19 protein-coding genes and 2 pseudogenes are annotated in these 18,337 nt (G+C 47.8%); 6 read left to right on the top strand and 15 right to left on the bottom strand.

Going from position 1 to position 18,337, the window contains the following annotated elements; translation table 11 throughout:
• Positions 1-45 precede the first annotated feature (45 nt).
• Positions 46-774 (top strand): DNA-methyltransferase, encoded by a 729-nt coding sequence (locus EMQ_RS01005; RefSeq protein WP_018307624.1) that lies wholly within the window; start codon positions 46-48, stop codon positions 772-774.
• 111 nt (positions 775-885) lie between these two features.
• Complete coding sequence (locus tag EMQ_RS01000) at positions 886-2,307, top strand: cytochrome-c peroxidase (protein ID WP_010667558.1); 1,422 nt, start codon at positions 886-888, stop codon at positions 2,305-2,307.
• A gap of 17 nt (positions 2,308-2,324) precedes the next feature.
• Here EMQ_RS01000 and EMQ_RS00995 read toward each other — a convergent pair.
• Positions 2,325-3,074: pseudogene (locus EMQ_RS00995) on the bottom strand (IS5 family transposase).
• A gap of 186 nt (positions 3,075-3,260) precedes the next feature.
• Here EMQ_RS00995 and EMQ_RS17370 point away from each other — a divergent pair.
• The 3 genes and pseudogenes from EMQ_RS17370 (at position 3,261) to EMQ_RS17360 (ending at position 4,041) form a co-directional block, all read left to right on the top strand.
• Positions 3,261-3,464: a transposase gene (locus EMQ_RS17370; protein WP_018307626.1), complete on the top strand. Its 204-nt coding sequence runs from the start codon at positions 3,261-3,263 to the stop codon at positions 3,462-3,464.
• A gap of 184 nt (positions 3,465-3,648) precedes the next feature.
• A pseudogene (locus EMQ_RS17365) lies at positions 3,649-3,898 on the top strand (transposase).
• A 29-nt stretch (positions 3,899-3,927) separates the two neighbouring features.
• Complete coding sequence (locus EMQ_RS17360; protein WP_010669106.1) at positions 3,928-4,041, top strand: IS5 family transposase; 114 nt, start codon at positions 3,928-3,930, stop codon at positions 4,039-4,041.
• 47 nt (positions 4,042-4,088) lie between these two features.
• Here EMQ_RS17360 and EMQ_RS00985 read toward each other — a convergent pair whose 3' ends face one another.
• The 13 genes from EMQ_RS00985 to EMQ_RS00925 form a co-directional block, all read right to left on the bottom strand.
• A complete protein-coding gene (locus EMQ_RS00985) occupies positions 4,089-4,991 on the bottom strand; it encodes a type II secretion system F family protein (protein WP_018307628.1) in 903 nt (300 codons plus the stop codon).
• Positions 4,992-4,997: 6 nt separating this feature from the next.
• A complete protein-coding gene (locus EMQ_RS00980; RefSeq protein WP_018307629.1) occupies positions 4,998-5,969 on the bottom strand; it encodes a type II secretion system F family protein in 972 nt (323 codons plus the stop codon).
• Positions 5,970-5,973: 4 nt separating this feature from the next.
• A complete protein-coding gene (locus EMQ_RS00975) occupies positions 5,974-7,320 on the bottom strand; it encodes a CpaF family protein (protein ID WP_081617474.1) in 1,347 nt (448 codons plus the stop codon).
• Positions 7,317-8,573, bottom strand: coding sequence for an AAA family ATPase (locus EMQ_RS00970; RefSeq protein ID WP_190653914.1), 1,257 nt, complete (start codon positions 8,571-8,573; stop codon positions 7,317-7,319). Before EMQ_RS00970 ends, EMQ_RS00975 begins: the two co-directional genes overlap by 4 nt.
• Positions 8,573-8,866, bottom strand: a complete 294-nt coding sequence (locus tag EMQ_RS00965) for a hypothetical protein (protein ID WP_132012008.1) — start codon at positions 8,864-8,866, stop codon at positions 8,573-8,575. The genes EMQ_RS00970 and EMQ_RS00965 overlap by 1 nt, the downstream gene beginning before the upstream one ends.
• Position 8,867: 1 nt before the next feature.
• The gene (locus EMQ_RS00960) at positions 8,868-10,265 is read right to left on the bottom strand and encodes a type II and III secretion system protein family protein (RefSeq protein WP_158320007.1); all 1,398 of its coding nucleotides are present in this window, start codon (positions 10,263-10,265) and stop codon (positions 8,868-8,870) included.
• 4 nt (positions 10,266-10,269) lie between these two features.
• Positions 10,270-11,136, bottom strand: a complete 867-nt coding sequence (gene cpaB / locus EMQ_RS00955; RefSeq protein ID WP_018307631.1) for a Flp pilus assembly protein CpaB — start codon at positions 11,134-11,136, stop codon at positions 10,270-10,272.
• Positions 11,136-11,621 (bottom strand): prepilin peptidase, encoded by a 486-nt coding sequence (locus EMQ_RS00950; protein WP_081471048.1) that lies wholly within the window; start codon positions 11,619-11,621, stop codon positions 11,136-11,138. Before EMQ_RS00950 ends, cpaB begins: the two co-directional genes overlap by 1 nt.
• Before the next feature lie 25 nt (positions 11,622-11,646).
• Complete coding sequence (locus EMQ_RS00945; protein WP_010669156.1) at positions 11,647-11,874, bottom strand: Flp family type IVb pilin; 228 nt, start codon at positions 11,872-11,874, stop codon at positions 11,647-11,649.
• Between the two features lie 193 nt (positions 11,875-12,067).
• On the bottom strand, positions 12,068-12,793 hold the full coding sequence (locus EMQ_RS00940) for a copper resistance protein B (protein ID WP_018307632.1): 726 nt from the start codon (positions 12,791-12,793) through the stop codon (positions 12,068-12,070).
• 26 nt (positions 12,794-12,819) lie between these two features.
• Complete coding sequence (locus EMQ_RS00935) at positions 12,820-14,751, bottom strand: copper resistance system multicopper oxidase (protein ID WP_031941581.1); 1,932 nt, start codon at positions 14,749-14,751, stop codon at positions 12,820-12,822.
• Between the two features lie 84 nt (positions 14,752-14,835).
• A complete protein-coding gene (locus EMQ_RS00930; RefSeq protein WP_132012009.1) occupies positions 14,836-15,276 on the bottom strand; it encodes a hypothetical protein in 441 nt (146 codons plus the stop codon).
• A 275-nt stretch (positions 15,277-15,551) separates the two neighbouring features.
• Positions 15,552-16,136 carry a TetR/AcrR family transcriptional regulator gene (locus EMQ_RS00925; protein WP_018307634.1) on the bottom strand — a complete coding sequence of 195 codons (585 nt, stop codon included), beginning with the start codon at positions 16,134-16,136 and terminating at the stop codon, positions 15,552-15,554.
• A gap of 114 nt (positions 16,137-16,250) precedes the next feature.
• Here EMQ_RS00925 and EMQ_RS00920 point away from each other — a divergent pair, with 114 nt between their 5' ends.
• On the top strand, positions 16,251-17,168 hold the full coding sequence (locus EMQ_RS00920; protein WP_269208671.1) for a DMT family transporter: 918 nt from the start codon (positions 16,251-16,253) through the stop codon (positions 17,166-17,168).
• 137 nt (positions 17,169-17,305) lie between these two features.
• On the opposite strand, the gene EMQ_RS00915 is transcribed toward EMQ_RS00920, so the two are convergent.
• Positions 17,306-18,262 carry an efflux RND transporter periplasmic adaptor subunit gene (locus EMQ_RS00915; protein ID WP_010666692.1) on the bottom strand — a complete coding sequence of 319 codons (957 nt, stop codon included), beginning with the start codon at positions 18,260-18,262 and terminating at the stop codon, positions 17,306-17,308.
• Positions 18,263-18,337 lie beyond the last annotated feature (75 nt).

The following is an 18,337-nucleotide window of genomic DNA, read 5'->3' as shown; positions in this document are numbered from 1 at the left end:
CAGCAAGAGATTGTTCAGGGAGACTGCCTTCGCGTTCTAAAGAGGATGAAGGCGGAAACGGTCGATGTCGTCATCACCTCTCCTCCCTACAACATCGGTCTCGGCTATCTTTCCTATAAGGATCGCCGCAGCGAAGCGGACTATCTCGACTGGATGATGGGCGTGGCCAGCGCCGTCCGTCGTGTCATGAAGCCGGAAGGGTCCTTTTTCCTCAATATCGCAGGCACGTCCTCAGAGCCTTGGCTTCCGTTCGAGCTGGCAGTGCGTCTGCGTGAACTTTTTGTGCTCCAGAATCATATTTCATGGGTCAAATCGATTGCAGTCGGCGAGACATCGTTCGGCCATTTCAAACCGGTCAACAGCGGACGCTTCCTCAACCGCAATCACGAGCATCTGTTTCATCTGACATTAAAGGGTGATGTGCCGCTCAAACGGCTCGATGCCGGTGTACCATTCAAGGACAAGAGCAACATTGCCCGTCGGGGACACGCACAGGACCGACGCTGTCGCGGCGATACGTGGTTCGTCCCTTATGAAACCGTTCGTGACAGACAGCAGAAATTCAATCATCCGGGCACTTTTCCGGTTGCACTGCCCGAGCTTTGCATCCGGCTGCATGGTCAGCCTGAGCCTGTTGTTCTCGACCCCTTCATGGGCACGGGAACAACATTGCTGGCCGCAGCCCGCCTGAAAGCGCACGGTATCGGAATCGAAATCGATCCTGCCTACGTGGCAATCGCTCGTCAGAGACTGAAAGATCAGTCTTCCGATTGATCTCGATCATTGATCGATTTTGACGATTATTTAGATAAATATAATCGCTTTGACAGGACGCAGCGATATCCTGCACATACGGGTTACAGACATTTAATTCTGGAGAGCATTGTGAAACGTATCGTCGCAGGACTGATCGGTGCCGGACTGGCGGCCTATGGCGGGACCGTCGCCTATATCCAGCATTTCGATCATCAGGGAGGCCCAACCCTCTCGGCAGATTCACCGACACTGAAAGATCCGGCAGCAAAAGCCGCTTTCGATGTGCTGCGTGAAGCCCGGTGTGATTACTGTCACACTAAAGGCGCTGATCTGCCCTTCTATTTCCACCTCCCCGTGGCCAGCACGCTGATGCAGCGTGATCTGGAACAGGGTCTGCGCCACTTCCGCATGGAGCCGGTGATCGCCGCCTTCCAGAAAGGGGATTCTCCCACAGAGGAACAGCTATCCCGCATCGAAGAAGTCATCACGCAGAACCGCATGCCACCGTCACTGTATCTGCTGATTCACTGGCACGCCCACCTGAATGAGGGCCAGCGTAAAGCTGTCCTGACATGGATCGATACGGAACGTCGGGCGCATTACGCAGGCAACGGCGTGGCGGCGAAGTTCGCGGGCGAACCGGTTCAGCCCATTCCGGAAAGCTGGCCTGTGAACACCGACAAGGTGGCGTTGGGCGAAAAACTGTTTTTTGACAAGCGTCTGTCAGGTGACAACACGCTGAACTGCGCAAGCTGTCACGGTCTGGATAAGGGCGGCGTGGACAATCTTGTGACGGCGACAGGCATCGGGGGCCAGAAAGGTCCGATCAATGTGCCGACCGTCTATAATTCTGTCTACAATATCGTGCAGTTCTGGAATGGTCGCGCCGCGACACTGGCCGAGCAGGCGGCAGGACCGGTCATGAACCCCGTGGAAATGGGGTCGCATGACTGGAAAGACGTCGCGACCAAGATCATGAACGATCCGGATTATGGAGCGCAGTTCGCAACACTCTATCCAGACCAGCCGATCGGCAAGGATACCATCACGGATGCGATCGCGGAGTATGAGAAAACACTCATCACCCCCGACAGCAAGTTCGATCTGTATCTGAAAGGTGATGACAAGGCCCTGACGGATCAGGAGAAGCACGGTTACGCCCTCTTCAAGAGCATTGGCTGCTCCGGCTGTCACAGTGGACCCGACATGGGCGGCGGCGCCATGGAGGTCATGGGGCTTGAGCATGATTACTTTGCTGATAGAGGCGGCGCTTTCACGGCTGCCGATAGTGGTCGGGAAGACGTGACCCATGACCCGCTGGACAAGTCGCGCTTCCTGGTGCCAACCCTGCGCAACGTTGCTCTGACCGGACCGTGGTTCCATGATGGAAGCGTGAAAACGCTGGAAGATGCCGTCCGCAAGATGGCGTATTACCAGACACCAGACGGAAAGATTTCCGATCAGGACGTGTCCGACATCACAGCATTCCTGAAGACGCTGACCGGCAAATACAAAGGTGTGCCGCTGGAGCAGGTCAAAGCAACACCTTGATCTGAAGGTCAGTTTCTTCACCGCGTTCGTAGGACGTGTCGCCAGTTAATTCCAACGATAACGGCGACACGTTGGACGACTGCGAGGAAGGTGTATCCAGCTTGTTGTAGGGCGTTACAATGCCTTTGAACTGCTTCAGTCTGGCAAAGAACTGTTTGGATGCGTTTCTCTTTTTGCAGAGCAGGAAGCTGATTTGCCGTGGATAGCATCGGTTCCTCCTTGGCGGAATAACCGGGGTGACGTGCCGTTCCTTGGGTTTTTCGATGAGCGGCACATCACAAACCTAACCGGCGATGATGGTCTTGGGATCGACTTCATCCAGAAGCGGCTCTGCTTCATTGATACCGGCTCTCCGCCCGGACGTCAGGGAAAGAGCCACAGCCTTTCCCGTGGCATCGACGATGACGTTGATCGTCGTGGTCAGTTCGCGTCCTTTTTTTATGGGCACTCGTGCTGTGCTGGTGCGCACGGACTATCGTGCTGTCGATCATCATGTATTCATTGTCATGATCGGCGGCGAGAAGGCGAAATATTCTTTCGGTCACACCAGTTTCACACCAGCGCCGCAGTCGCTGGTGCACGTTTTTCCAGTCCCCCGAAACGGGCCGGAAGATCACGCCAGAGAATACCCGCACGCTAGCGATACAGCACAGCTTCTACGAAAAAGGCGGTTGTCTGCAGCCGTGCCGCCGACAAGGCCCTCGCGACCCCGGAAGAAGGTCTTTTATCCGCTCCCACTGGTCGTCAGGTAAGCCATGGCGCCGCATCTGTTGTTCTTCTCCAAAGCCGGGAAAACAGTCAGTACAGAGCGACAGAAAGTACAACCTTCACCTCAAGCTTTCAGGGCTTAACTGACGACACACCGTAGATGGCAAAGTTTCTGAGAGCCTGTTTGGAAAATCGGTCTGATGTGCTTCAATCTCTGGATGTGGACGCCAGAACAGAGGGGCCGGATGGCCAGGATCACCTGCAAGACGAAACGCTACCCGTCTGACATGACAGACGAGGAATGGGAGCGGATCGCGCCGCTGATGCCAAGTCTTGGGCGTCGTGACCGCCCACGCGAGGTCGAATTTCGTGAGGTGATCAATGCGGTGCGCTATCTCGTTCGTTCAGGCTGCGGTTGGCGAATGCTGCCGATCCACTTCGGGCACTAGCGCACGGTCTATGGCTGGTTTCTTGAGTTGGCGCGACGGCTCCTGTTCCAGACCATCCATGACGTTGAACTGATGCTCGACCGGGAGCAGGCAGGCCGCGAGGCCAGTCCGACAGCGCGGTGATCTACACCCAGAGCATCAAGGCGCCTCATGCGAGGACAAGGGTTACGATGCTGGCAAAAAAATCGTCGGGCACAAGCGGCATATCGCCGTCGACACGGACGGGCGCCTCCTGATGGGCCGACATCTCCGACAGTGCCGGCGCTCAGATGATCCTAGATACGATCCGCAAGCGTTGGCTGTGGGGGAAGCATCTGTTCGCCGATGGCGCCTATGACCGCTTGAAGTTGATACACAAGGCGACTTATCTGGATTTCATCGTCGAGATTATCCGTCGTCGTGACAGAGTAAAGGGCTTCGAGGTGTTGCCGTGACGCTGGGTGGTCGAGAGGACCTTTGCAGAATGATCCACTGGCGCCAGCTCGTGCGTGATTACGAGCGCCGCGTCGACGTGTCACAGGCCATGATCTTCGTCGCCTTGGGCGCCAATCTCATGCGCAGAAATGTTCACACGTGATTTTCCAAATAGACCCATAGAAGAAAAAATTTAAATTATAAATAAAATCAATTCTTAAGAACACCAAAAATACCCAACATTGCCGGACCAGCAATAATTATAAATATACATGGAAGCAAAAATAGTATCATAGGAAAAGTAAGAACAACAGAAAGCCTTGCAGCCTTTTCTTCAAATTTAATTAATGAATCTTCTCTTATCTCAGAAACTAACACTCTCAAAACAGAAACCAAAGAAGATCCAGTTTCAAATGTTTGAATTAAAGCGCCACTTAATCGCTGCATAGCGACCAAACCCGTTCTTTTGCCAAAATCTTCTATAACCTTTATTCTATCACTACTAATTCTCATTTCATTAATGGTAATTCTAAACTCCTCTGCTATATCTTTATTTAGTGACATCATCTCGACAGCAACACATTCCATTGCAGATTCCATTGCCAAACCCGCTTCTGCGCACACCAAAAATAGATCCAGAGCATCTGCCATTCCAGCTTCGACTCGTGAAAAATGCCATTTTCTCTTTTGTTTAAAAATAAAATTTGGAAATTTAAACCCCACAAATCCAAAAACAATACAAATAAAAATTAAATAAAATATTTCTAAATTTATCAGAAATGAAAATAACAATACAATTAATGAGAACAAAAATGAACTACATATTTTTAAAGACACAAAATAACTATAATCAAATCCAAATATATCCAAATATTTTCTTTCATTACTATCTCCATAAACATTAAACAGCTTTGATCTAGATACAAATCCAGATAATTTCAAAAGAATAAATGATATTATTGACTTATTATCACTATCATTCTCCACAAAATCAAAATTTTTACAAATACCATCCAGTCTCAATAACTTTCTTTTATTAAATGAAATCAAACTATTAACGTCGATAAAAAAAGCCAATAAAAATAATATATATACAATCAAAAAAAACAACATCACCACTCACCTCAGCGTAAGCTTTGTCACAAGAAACATAGAACTTATCCCAGAGAAAAATAAAACCATAGCAACATATAGCAATTTTAATCCTGAATCTGTTCTATACAATACAGAAACATATTGTGGATTCATTATGCTTAATACAACAGCCATAAATATTGGAAGAGCCGATAAAACATAACAACTCATACGAGCTTCCGATGCTAAAGCTATAGCTTTTTTTCTAGCTGAAATTCTTTTTCTAATATTTTTTCCAAATTCATTTAAAATATCAGCAAGCCCCCCTCCTGTTTTATTCTGCAATTTTGTAATAATTGAAAAAAATCTATACTCATTCATACCAGATTTAATTGCTAGCTCGTCCAAAACTTCACCTAACTCTTTTCCAACAGATATTTTTTTTACAACATCTTCAAATAAAGCCTTTGTCGGCTCAGGTGATTGTCTTGCAATAAGCTCCAAAGTACGAGACAATGAAACACCTATTTTTAGACTTCTTGCCATCATAAAAACAGTATCTGGTAGTTGTTCAACAAGATTTTTTCTAAACTTATTTACTTTACGTACAAAATGAAATCTAATAAATACAATCCATAAAGCAGAAAAAATAAAAACAACAGTAAAATTAAACGGGATATAGGATATACAAAAAATAAAAATCAAAAAAAAGAAAATAAAAGAAAACAAAGAAAATCTCTTAAATTCATCACCTGAACATATTTCTGAATTTCTATCAAATGAAAACAATATTTTAAGAATATGGTCAAAATATGTTTTCTTAATAACTTTATTAGTTATAATTTTAGTAGGAATATCATCATAGAATTCTGAATATTTACCACTTTCAACAACACCATCAAACCTTGTCTCTATATAAGAATCCATTTCTTTCTGCTTAAAAAAAGCAATAACACACAATAAATTACAAACAACAACAATAGTTATATAAAAAATAACTTCATTAAAAATATACACAAAATTACTCCTCAAATATGCTTGACCAAACATGATCTAGCTGATAATATATTAACGTTTTATAGAAACTTGGCCTGGACCTGGAAACAGAATAGTGTCCATTTATTTTACCATTAAAATTTTCACCATCAATGTGAAAAGATATTATATCATTCAATGTAACTATTTCACCTTCTATACCAGAAACATCAGTAACCTGCACAATTCGCCTTACACCATCACGTTGCCGTTCTATCTGCACTATAAGATCAACGGCTCCAACAATTTGGGCTTTTATTGAAGATGTAGGCAATCCAAAGTTACCCATTTGAACCATGTTTTCTATTCTAGTTATAGCATCTCTTGTTGTATTGGCGTGAATTGTAGACATACTTCCATCATGTCCCGTATTCATAGCTTGCAACATATCAAACGCTTCAGGTCCACGAACTTCACCAATAATAATTCTATCTGGCCTCATACGCAATGCATTTCGCACTAAATCTCTTTGGGTAATTTCACCAGTCCCCTCAATAGAAGGAGGACGCGTCTCCAGTCGGACAACATGAGGCTGCTGAAACTGCAATTCAGCCGCGTCTTCAACTGTAATTATTCGTTCACTTGAATCTATCAAACGTGACATCGCATTCATTAGTGTTGTTTTACCAGATCCAGTCCCACCAGAAACAATTACATTTAATCGTATGCGAGAAGCGATTTCCAATATTTTAGCCAATTGGATAGAGCAACTGCCATTTTCAACTAATTGTTTAAAGTCTATTTTTTTCCTTGAGAATTTACGTATCGATAAATAAGGACCATCCAGAGCCAAGGGCGGGAAAACTATATTGACGCGAGACCCATCTTCTAAACGAGCGTCTACAGTTGGACTTGACTCATCAATTCTCCTTCCAACAGCAGAGGCAATTCTTTGACTTACAGCCATTAAATGTCGTCTATCTCGGAATTTTGTTCCACTCTCGACAAGTTTTCCTGACTTTTCAACGAATATCTTAAATGGACCATTCACCATAATGTCAGTAATACTATCATCATCCAAAAGTGGTTGAATAGGTCCCAGACCATTTATATCATTTACAAGTTCATTTGCTAAAATTTTTTGTTCACGAGCATTAAGCTGAATTCTTTTTTCAGTAGCCGTTTCATCAACTACACGCTCAATTTCAGGAATAAGCCGCTCAGGTGGTAGCTTAGAAACAGCAACTGGATCTAATCTTTCAAGACACAATCCATGCAGTTCAGCCCACTGAACAATAGTTTCTCTATGCTGAACACCAAATACATCCTCATCTTTTCCAAGATAAGAAGTATTTTGAGGCAATACTTTTCCGAATCGTGGACTTAAACTCATGACGGCCACCTAGCAAACAGACTTTCTATTTTGTTTCTTATTTTTCCAACTTTACTCTGTTTTTTTTCCATGGCTACTGAAGCTGCTTCCTGGACAAGAATAGATATAGCTGAGCTAAATGAATTTTTTGATCGAGCAGCAGGATATCCTGATATTTCACATTCATTAATAACCCTAGGCAAAAATGGTATAACTACATCAGGCGTTCTTCCAAGACCATCAGTTACCTCTTTAAGAGAAAGAGTTCCTGGTTTGCCTAGCTTATTCAAAACAACTAAGGGTCTTGTGCCATAACGACTATTTTTTTGATACGCTATATATCGTAAAACATTCCTTAATGAAGTAAGAGATGGATCTATTACTATTATTTTTTGTTCACATAAATCTATCATACTTCTAGAAATTTCTCCGAAACCTCTTGGAATGTCTATAGATATATAATTATATTTTTTCTTTACCACATCAATAAGGTGCCTTGGCCCATCTCGTGATATTGAAATAATTTCCGACATATCAGCCTGACTACTTAAAATATCACACCGTTCTCCTATTTTTTGGGCACTTCTTTCAATGAATAATTCATCTACACGCTGAGGTGTTTCAAACGCGGTTCGAAGTCCGCTATCAGCCTTAGTACCCATGAGTATCGACAATGCACCAGTATATAAGTCACCATCTATAACAAGGCTATGACGCCTAGCAATCTCACCTAAGTACCACGCAAAATTTGCAGCAATTGTTGTTGTTCCAACCCCTCCCCTGGCTCCCACAAAACCTAATACCCTACCTCCACGAGTGGCTTCTGGCGTATATTCATCCTCATTAAGAAAAGGACCAAAAAATCTTGAAACCATTGATCTATTGAGAGGCTTATATAAATACTCGGCAACACCGAGACCTCTTGTTAATTGTCTATAAAAATTTGCGTCTTGTCTATCACCAACAACAAGAACTTTAACATCAGGTTCAAGCACGTTAGAAAGTTCAACAAGAGCAGTAATTGGCTGCTCTTCGCCTGAAACATCAATAATTAATATGTCAGGAGAGAGACCTCTACTCAGCTTTACTGCAGCAAGAGAACAAGACAAACATGATAAAGAAAATTTTCCTGGATGAAATTCATCCAACACTTCTCTTAGAACATTTTCACTAGCAACATCAGAAACAAAACCTTGAATAGTAAATTCTGATGAGTTTTTCTTTGAAGTTGATTCAAATGGGTGCCCATGATCAATCGATTTAAACTGGCTCATTATCCACCTGACTGATTATTAGCAACATCGTTTAGCTTGATTTTTTCAAGATTTTTTATTTTTCCATCGCGCAGTCTCTTTATTGCATCTACAGCTAAAGAGCCATCATAATCTAAAACAGATCTTCCGATAGAAAGATCATTTGCATTTTCAACCTGTAACAATAAATTTTTTCTATTTGAGTTTTGTGCATTCCATGCAGATGCTTGATATAGAGGATCTATTTGAGCACAACCACTTAAAGTAACAACAATATAAAAATAAAAAATAGAAACTTTAAGATTATTTTTCATTTTATTCCACCACAAAACCTACATCAGAGGGAATCGTCTCTTCCTTTTTATAATTTCCATTTTTTCTAATACCTTTTCTTTCTCCTCCAGTCTGACTCATTTGAAACACTCTCTGATAATCATCCGGAGCTGACCAATGATCATTTGGCTTTGACAATAAATCCGGATTAGAAACCGGTTTTACTATATAAGGAGTAACAATAATAACTAACTCGCTTTGATTATGCTGAAAACTATTCGATTTAAATAATGCACCCAATATTGGGATATCTCCAAGACCGGGCAAACCAAGTCCTTGCGTTGTTGTGCTATCCTGGAACAAACCAGCAATAGCAAAACTCTGCCCACTCCCTAATTCTACAGTTGTATCAGCTCTACTTACAGTTATTGCAGGAATACTTATGGTTGAATTTCCTTCACCAAATGAGACAGCACCATTACTTGAAAGCTGACTGACTTCTGGCCTTACATGAAGGCTTATCCGTCCAGCTGACAGAACTGTCGGCACAAACGACAAAGACACGCCATACTGCTTAAATTGAACAGATATTGTGTTATTATAAGATGAAATGGGTATTGGATATTCACCACCGACAAGAAAACTTGCTGGTTCACCACTAGATGTTGTCAGATTAGGCTCTGCCAGCATATGCACTAATTGATCCTGAGCAAGAGCATCAATTATTGTTTCTAAAGTTGTTTGCTGCCCTCCAATCTTAAATCGCGACAAAAAGGCAAAACTACTTTGACTTGAAGCTAAGGCAGCCAATGGATTTTTGGTTGCCAGACCAATAACTGCACTTGTGCCCAAAGCATTCATATTCTGCCATTCAACCCCAATTTCCCTTACGAGTTGCCTGGACATTTCAACAATCTGAACCTGTAGATTGACCTGCGTAGAGTCCTTTAAGCGCACATGGTCATAAACTTCAGATTTCCCGGCCTGATCCTTTGCCATTTCCCAAGCACGTTCAGCATTTTCAGGATTTGGAGCATCTCCAGTAAAATCAAGTCCATTCTGACCACCATGCGCCCCATAATTTACTCCTGAAAATTGAGAGACGCTTTCTTTCGTCTGATGTGCAGCATATTGTGACGGATTAACAACTATATTATACTGCCCAACAGGTCGTCCCTCGTTATTAACAGCAGAGATTGTGGTTCGCCCCACACCGGTTCCAAATACAAAAAGTGTTTTTGAACTCGCAGGCCTTACTTCAGCAACTTTAGGATCTGCCGCGAATGCACTGGTAACATTTGAATCCAGCTCAATCAGCCTTCCACTACCGACCTCAAGATTAACACTCGATGATACCCGCGCCTGAGCTACAAAACTTGTTTTTTCCACAAGAACAAAAGCAAAAAAACTAAACAATGATATTCTAAAAAGAAATTTCATATAATTAGTGCACATTGTCTTTAACTTCCGTCAAACCATTAAAAACATGAAGAGAACTTTCAATTTCTGCTGCATCACGTTCTTTCACTTTTTTCTCTTTAACTTTGGACTCAAAAATATCATCATTCCAAGTAGATCCCGCAGAAAGAGCGTCTTCCGATGCTTTCGTCATAGATCTTAATGTCAAGGTAAGACGGCCAACTTTCTCCGCCAGGGCTAATTTCTGTGCATCTTCTGCATTCAATTCCAATACAACAGTCCGGGCACTCTGAGTGGTTCCCGCCGTAGGCCCCTGCCCTCGAACAAGATGCTGGTCTACAGCCACAACATGAACATTCTGCAAAAGCGTCTTAACAGATGACATTTGCGAATCTGCATTACCTTCACTGTGCTCTTGTGTTGGCATGAGTAGAACGTCCACATAATCTCCAGGCCATATCAAACCACCAACAGCGTTGGCGGGATCAACCGGCATTGCAACGCCTCTTTTGCCTGGGCTCAGGAGTGCCGCCAAAAACCCTCCATCTCCGGCATGCACAACATCCTCTCCTCGAACAGGAGCATTTTTGGGAATTGATACACGCAACAGACCGTCAACTACATTCTGTCGGGCAGCCGGTGAATCCATAACTGTTCCTGGAAGAACAAAAGCCTTAGGAATACTTGCACCAGTGATATCGGAAGAGTGAAGAACCTCACCAGCGTAAAGTTGCCGGTTGGCTACCAGTACTGCAACCATAGGTTCGGGCTTCGCAACCTGTACAACTTTGGGAGCTGGTTGCTGTTTTGTCGCCAGCCTGAAAATCAGGATGAAACAAACAATCGTCAGAACAACAACACAAAAATAAAGTATATAACGGTAAAGTTTCATTACATGCCTTGATCTTTGAATGTTTCAACAAGAACACCCATTGCGATAGCCACGCCATATGGAACTGAAATGGGTGACCTCATGCGTAAGGCAGAAACTCCACGCAAAGATGCCTTGGCTTCACCGCTCCACCTGCCAAACAACGACACAGCGATGCAGCATAACGCCACAAACACTCCAGCAATTGAAATTGACAAAAACAGAGAAATTAAATGGCAAAGAGGAACAAGAGGAACTACTGCCAAAAGAAGCTTGACATCTCCTCCACCGAATATACGTAAAATCCACAACATATAGAAAAAAGGAAAAATAAATATAACTGTTATTATCTCTTTTATTAAGTCGCCACGCTCACAAGACACTAAAATAGCCAGAAAAAAAATACAGAGAGAAACTGAATTATATATTTTACGTGAACGTATGTCTGTACCAGCTGAAAAGACAAGCAGGAAAGATGCTGCATTCAACGCAATACATTGCAGCATCTTTGAAGTCTGCCTTCAGGAAGTTTTAGGTACCCGATGATGTCGGTGCGCTACCGAGCGTCGTAGAAATCGTGCTAAAAAGAGTCTGCAGCGAAGACCCAAGCAGCTTCATCGCACCAAACGATGCAACAGCAATCAGCCCGGCAATGAGAGCATATTCGATAGCCGTCACACCCTCGCGGTCACTAAGAAGAGCGCGAATGCGTTCAGCGGCTTTGCTTTCGGCAATTTTCTGAACAATGAAGTAGTCCATGCGTCCTGATCCTGTCGTCACAGTGAGTTACCTGTTGCGCCCTATGGAGCGGTCATGGTCTTTCGCACTCGCGGGCTTGCTAGAGATTTGCCGCAAAACATTTAATCAATAGTTAATGACGCAGGGATAAACGCCTGTTTTCCACCTAATCGGAAGAGAATTTTTTCAAACAATCTCTTCCGATAGCAAAACATTAAAACCAGCTGCGAATGCCAAATGTAAAATTGACGCCAGAATTGTTTTTCCCGTTATTTTCTCGAAAAAACATGCTTTTATCAAACATGTTTGAATAGGTGATTCCAATATAAGGTGCAATTTTTCTATGCCATTCGTACCGCAGCCTCAGTCCCGTATCGATATCCGACAGTCCCCGTCCCACTCCGCGAGCTGGGTCAGAATTTGAATAAAAATTAAGTTCTGCCTGAGGCTGAAGAATCAATCGGTTGGTAATGAAGATATCGTAGGAACCAGTCAGGCGTCCGGCGACCCCCCTGTCGCTGAAATAGAATGTCGCCTCGGCATCGAAGAAATAAAGCACCAGGCCCTGCAGGCCTATGGCACCCCACGCGCGTGTGGGGCCATGATCAATGTCCAGCCGCACACCCGACTGAACATCGAAATAACGTGAGATTGAGCGATCATAGAGGATCTCATGATCTCCGTCGCCAAAACGACCATCCGTTCCAACAGTCCCCTCCGATTTCAGCCAGAGCTTGTTGTAATCGGAACCGAACCACGCCTGCCCGTCATAACGGAACTGCCCTCCAGCTCCACTGTAACGTGCTTCGAACTGATCCAGCAGCGCATGGACATACACCCGCTGATCCATGACGGGCATGATGCCTTTCACATAGGGAACAGCCATCGTTCTGTTCATCGGAGCTGCATGCGCAGATAAACTCCATGAAGCTGCGATCATGAGAAGGGGTGAGATCTGACGCCTCCTCATGACACCACCACTGTCCGGAACATGCCGGTGTCCATGTGGTAGAGCAGATGACAGTGATACGCCCACAATCCGGGAGTATCCGCCGACACGAGGTAGCTTAACCGCTCTCCCGGCTTGACGTTCACCGTGTGCTTATAGGGCTGAAAAGTCCCCTGCCCGTTCTCCAGTTCACTCCACAAACCGTGCAGATGAATGGGATGCTCCATCATGGTGTCGTTGATCAGGACAAACCTGACACGCTCGCCAAGCGCCAGCCGGATAGGCTCTGCCTCCGAAAACTTCTTGCCATTAAAGCCCCAGATGAAGCGCTCCATGTTTCCGGTCAGATGCAGCTCGATCTCCCGGGAAGGCTCGCGTGGATCTATTCCGCGCTTCAGGGCACGCAAATCCGTATAACGCAGGCATCGACGTCCATTGCCATCCAGCCCGTCACCAGCTTCTCCAAGACGGTTTTTGGGCTGCGGGGCAAGACTTTGCACTTCCACACCCGTTTGAAGCGACACAAGGTGGCTCTCAGGCTGAGGCATGACAGAGACTTTGTTCTGCGGCTTCTGGCTATCCTGGTGCGACATGGCGTGGTGCATGGACATTCCGGGCATATCCATGTGCCCCTCAGACATGTCGTTCATGTCCATCCCCGGCATGTCGCTCATATCCATATCGTGCATGGCTGCGGGATGATGGGCTGCCGTATCTTGCTCGGCAGCCTTCTCGTGAGACGACATATCCATCCTAGCCATTGGGTCGCTTTTATGCTCACCACCCATGGACATGCCCTTCATGTCTCCCATGCCCATATCCGTCATTGTCCGCAGCGGTCGCGGGTCCATGGGCGGGATCGGCCCCAGAACATCCTCTTGTGTGGCGAGTGTTCCACGCGCGTAGCCAGTGCGATCTTCTGACTGCACGAAGATCGTGTAAGGTTGGTCGACCGTCGGTTGCACGATCACATCGTATGTCTCAGCTGGCGCGATACGGAACTCATCGACAGGCACCGGCTCCACATCATTACCGTCGGCTGACACAACCTGCATTGTCAGCCCCGGAATGCGCACATCGAACAGCGTCATGGAGGCCGCGTTGATAAAACGCAGGCGGATGCGTTCGCCCGGACGGAACAGGCCGGTCCAACCTTTCTCCGGCGACCGGCCATTCATGAGATAGGTATAGATGATTCCGGACACGTCAGAGATGTCCGTGGGAGCCATGTTCATACCTCCCCACGCAAGCCGATCCCGGACACTCGCCATCAGGCCGTCCTTACGGATATCGTGGAGAAAAGTGCCGACCGTACGCTGGCGGAAGTTGTAATAATCGCCGTCAAATTTCAGATTGGAGACGATGTCCATGGGATCAGCGTCGGTCCAGTCGGACAACAGCACCACGTAATCCCGGTCCGCCGTGTAGGCAGGCCTGCGGGCCGGATCAATCACCAGCGCGCCATAGAGGCCAGCCTGTTCCTGACCACCGGAATGGCTGTGATACCAATAGGTGCCGCTCTGTCTGACCGGGAAGCGGTAGGTAAACGCTTCCCCCGCCGGAATGCCCGCGAAACTCAGTCCCGGCACCCCGTCCATATCGGCCGGAAGACGGATACCGTGCCAATGGATCGACGTGTCTTCATGAAGGTGATTTCGGACCTGTATCTCGACGGTATCGCCTTCCCGCCAGCGTAGAGTGGGAGCCGGTACGGAGCCGTTGATTCCCACACCTTTGGCGTGCTGCTCCCCGACACGAACGGGAATCTTCTCAACATTGAGGAGGAATGATGAAGCAGATTCCGGTAGCTCAGCCGAAAGCGTGCTTTCAGTCGCGGCCTTGCGGGCCAGAGCGGGTGACATCGCGGCTCCGCAACTCAAAGCCGCAGCACCGGTGACGAAACGACGACGCCCGATGGACGTACGTTTCGGGAAAACAGACTCAACCATGTCTGAAAAATCCTGAAAAAGATCGCAGAGGAAGGACAGCCGGAGACGCGGTCCTTCGGACAAGATCACCGCTTCAGGCGGTTTTCAGGACAGGATTCTGGGGGGTGGCAGGGCCGGGATGGTCGCTTCACCCGACGGCAGGCCGAATGCAGATCTGTGGTAATCAGTTTCAGTGAGCAGCCGTTTTCCATGAACGGTGGAGACCCATGGATCTGTCGTCAGCGAAAACTGAACGCACCCTCCGGCCATGCAGCACTCAGGTCCATGCGCGTGATGGGAAACACTGCAATGCCGGGAGGCTGTCGGAGCAGACAGAGCGTGATGATGGTGGCCACATTCCGATGGACCGGCGCCATCGGAATGTGCCATTCCCACCATCGCCATACTGCCGGCGTCCATATGTGTTGACGATGCGCCGCCCTGTGTATGCAGCATGGTAGCCTGAGCGGGCGACAGCGCAGCCAGAAGCAGCGCGATCTGCAACAGCAGAATCACACCCCACTTTCCGACTTTTGTCTCAGTCACCCGACGCACCAGTGCCTGCCTCATGCAAAGACCGGGAATGGTCTGTCGGAAAACCTATCGGGCGCGGTCGGGCAGATCAAGCCAAAGTGAAACTGAACGTCCCGTCCCCCGACGGGAACCGGACGACATTATCGAGAGCATGTCGTCAATTAAGTCCCGCGAGAACTCACATAAGCTGGATGCCGCACGGATTGTCGATCTCAGGTTGCCATTGACCTTTACGAGCTATCTGCACGGTTTTAGTCTGGCAAAAAGCGTGTTCTTTTGTGCTGCCGTTACACCGCCGTAAGCAGTCGTTTCAAAGTCAATTCCCGAAAGCGCCGCATTGGCTTCATATTTCCTTCAGCCCTTATACGGATGACCGCTCCCTCGTATGCATCAATGATAGCACCGGCGAGGTCTGCTGCGTCGACGTCAGCTTCCAGCTCTCCAGCTGATTGCGCTTCTTCGAGCAAATCCGCCATTTGCGCCTGCCAATGCGCGAACGCCGCCTTCACTCGGTTTCGCAGGGCTTCATTGTGAGGAGTGGTCGTCTGGGACAGAACGCCATAGAGGCATCCCGCCGTCTCCGGCGTCTGTTCCATTTCGGTCTCAAGATCCTCGAAATAGGCCCACAACCGACTTAACGGCGAAACATCCCTCGCAAAGCTACGCATCCGAAAGGCCTCGTACCGAAGTGAATAGGCTTCGATCACTTCGAGCGCATAAGCCTCCTTACTGGGGAAGAAATTGTAAAACGATCCTTTCGTGACCCCGGCGCGCTTGAGGATCGGCTGAATGCCAATGCCTTCGAAGCCATTCATAAGAAAAGCCTTGAGGCCTTCCTCGATAAGAATTTCCCGGGTGTTTCGTTTTTTCATTGGACAAAATTAGACCGATCGCCCTAATTCGTCAAACTCGTAAACAGACCGGTCGGTATGTTTACGAGTCCGCTATAATTGAGGTGCTCGATGCAACGACAGAGGCAATACGGCTTGATACTCGTGACAGTCGCGACGTTGTTCTGGAGTCTGGCAGGCCTGTTTGTGCATCTTATTGATGTGCCGGTCGGCGATCTGATCCTGTGGCGCTCCTTTTTTGCCGGATGCGCCCTTCTGGCAATCGCTGTTCTTTGCCCTGCGCGAGAGAGTGTTTTCGGCTGGGCAGGATTCGGCGCTTCTCTCTTATCAGCTGCATCAATGGGGGCCTATGCCGCATCCCTGACACTGACCAGCGTGGCAAATGTGATGATTCTCTATGCGACGCTGCCTTTCTTTACGGCTGCGATCGGCTGGGCGTTCATCGGTGAACGCAGCCCGCGCCGTGCGCTCGTCGCCAGTGTGGTCTCACTCATCGGCGTAGGAATTGTTGCTGGCCAGGGAATGCAGCTTGCAGATATGGCCGGAAATCTTCTGGCGCTTCTCATGACCGTCACCTTTGCAGGACTGCTGATATTAGCGCGCGCCATCCCACGACTTAATCTCGCCCTTATCAATGCTGTCGCCGCATTCCTTTGTTCACTGGTCGCCCTTCCCTTCTCCTCAGGATCGGTCCCCGGACTGCACGATCTTACTTTTCTTTTCGCGCTCGGAATTTTGACGACAGCCCTTTCCTTCCTGCTGTTCCTGATGGGAAGCCGTTTCATCAGTTCGACTGAAGCAGCCCTGGTGGAACTGCTTGACGTCGTGCTTGGGCCGCTGTGGGTCTGGCTGGTCCTTTCAGAATATCCGGGTACAGGAGCACTCATCGGCGGCGGGATCGTGCTTGCTGCCGTGCTCTGGAATCTGGCTCCATCGTTACGCTACAGATATGCGAAAACATCGGCGGCAACTGGTCAATATTCATCTGATCAACTGGCGGATGCCGTGTGCTGCCAGCAGCCGAGCCCTGTGGCACCAGAAGGCCTTAACTGACGAAATGTCCCCTGTACGCAAAAGAGCACATTCTGTCAGACACCTTGTCCATGACGTCTCACAGATGTCCATTTCTGTACCGGAGAATGCCCAAACGGGGACATCCGCCTCTTCACGCAAGATAGTCTGAAGCACGCTCAGCGATGCGTTCCCGCACCGACTGCGAAGACCGTGTCATGCAGTCGCTCAAAAGCATCCTGCAGGGTATCGTGTGCACGGTGGCCCTTGCTGCCGACAACTGTCACGGTCGCCGTCATACCGGCAGCCACAGTTACATCTTCCGGAATACGGTCGATCTGCACGCGGACCGGGATACGCTGGGCCAGACGCACCCATGTATAGACCGGGTCCACAGTCGGCAGTCCCTGCACGCCACTGTTCGCATTGGCTGTCGCAATGCCTCGGGTGATACTCACCACATGCCCTTCGAGCGGATGATGAAAACCCATCAGGTCAACGCGGACAGGATCGCCAATGTTGATCGAGCCGATCTTGGTTTCTTCGAAATATCCATCCACCCAGTAAGAACTCTGGTCAATGACCGTGATGTTCGCTTTGCCGGCGGTAGCGAAGTCACCCACCCGCATGATCAGATTGTTGACCGGACCCGTGACCGTACTCCGGATGTGGGTTCGTTCCAGATTGATCTTGGCCTGGGCAAGCTGCGCCAGCGCCTGGGCATAGACCGCCCGTGCGACTTCGGCGGTCGCTTCGTAGACCTGCTTTTCCTCTGGTGACGCCGCCGCATCGGTCAGCTTGTCACGTCGCTTATGCTGGGCTGTTTTCAGGATCAGGTCGGCTTTTCGCTGATCGGCAACGGCTGTCGCATTGGCGACGGCGACCTGAAAATCGTACGGATCAATATCGTACAGCACGTCCCCCGCATGCACGAACTGGTTGTCATGGACGTGAAGGGCAATGATCGGCCCGGAGACACGCGGCGCAATGTTCACCGTCTGGACACGGACCTGTCCGTTTCGTGTCCATGGAGCGGAGGTATAGTAGTCCCACAGGACAAAAGCCGTGATCGCAGCAATGATGAGAATGACTGCCGTGGTCGTGAACTGGAGAGCCTTGCGCGCCTTTTCAAACACGGGCCGGCCCTCTGTCTGCTCTGTTCTGTTCTGACTCCATCGCGCTTTGCAGTCGTTCCATTGCCCCTCAAGGCT

Origin of the sequence: Acetobacter aceti NBRC 14818, assembly GCF_000193495.2 — a bacterium.
Classification (GTDB): Bacteria; Pseudomonadota; Alphaproteobacteria; order Acetobacterales; family Acetobacteraceae; genus Acetobacter; species Acetobacter aceti.
Note: the sequence above shows the minus strand (reverse complement) of the source record. Positions and strands in the feature narration are given on the sequence as shown.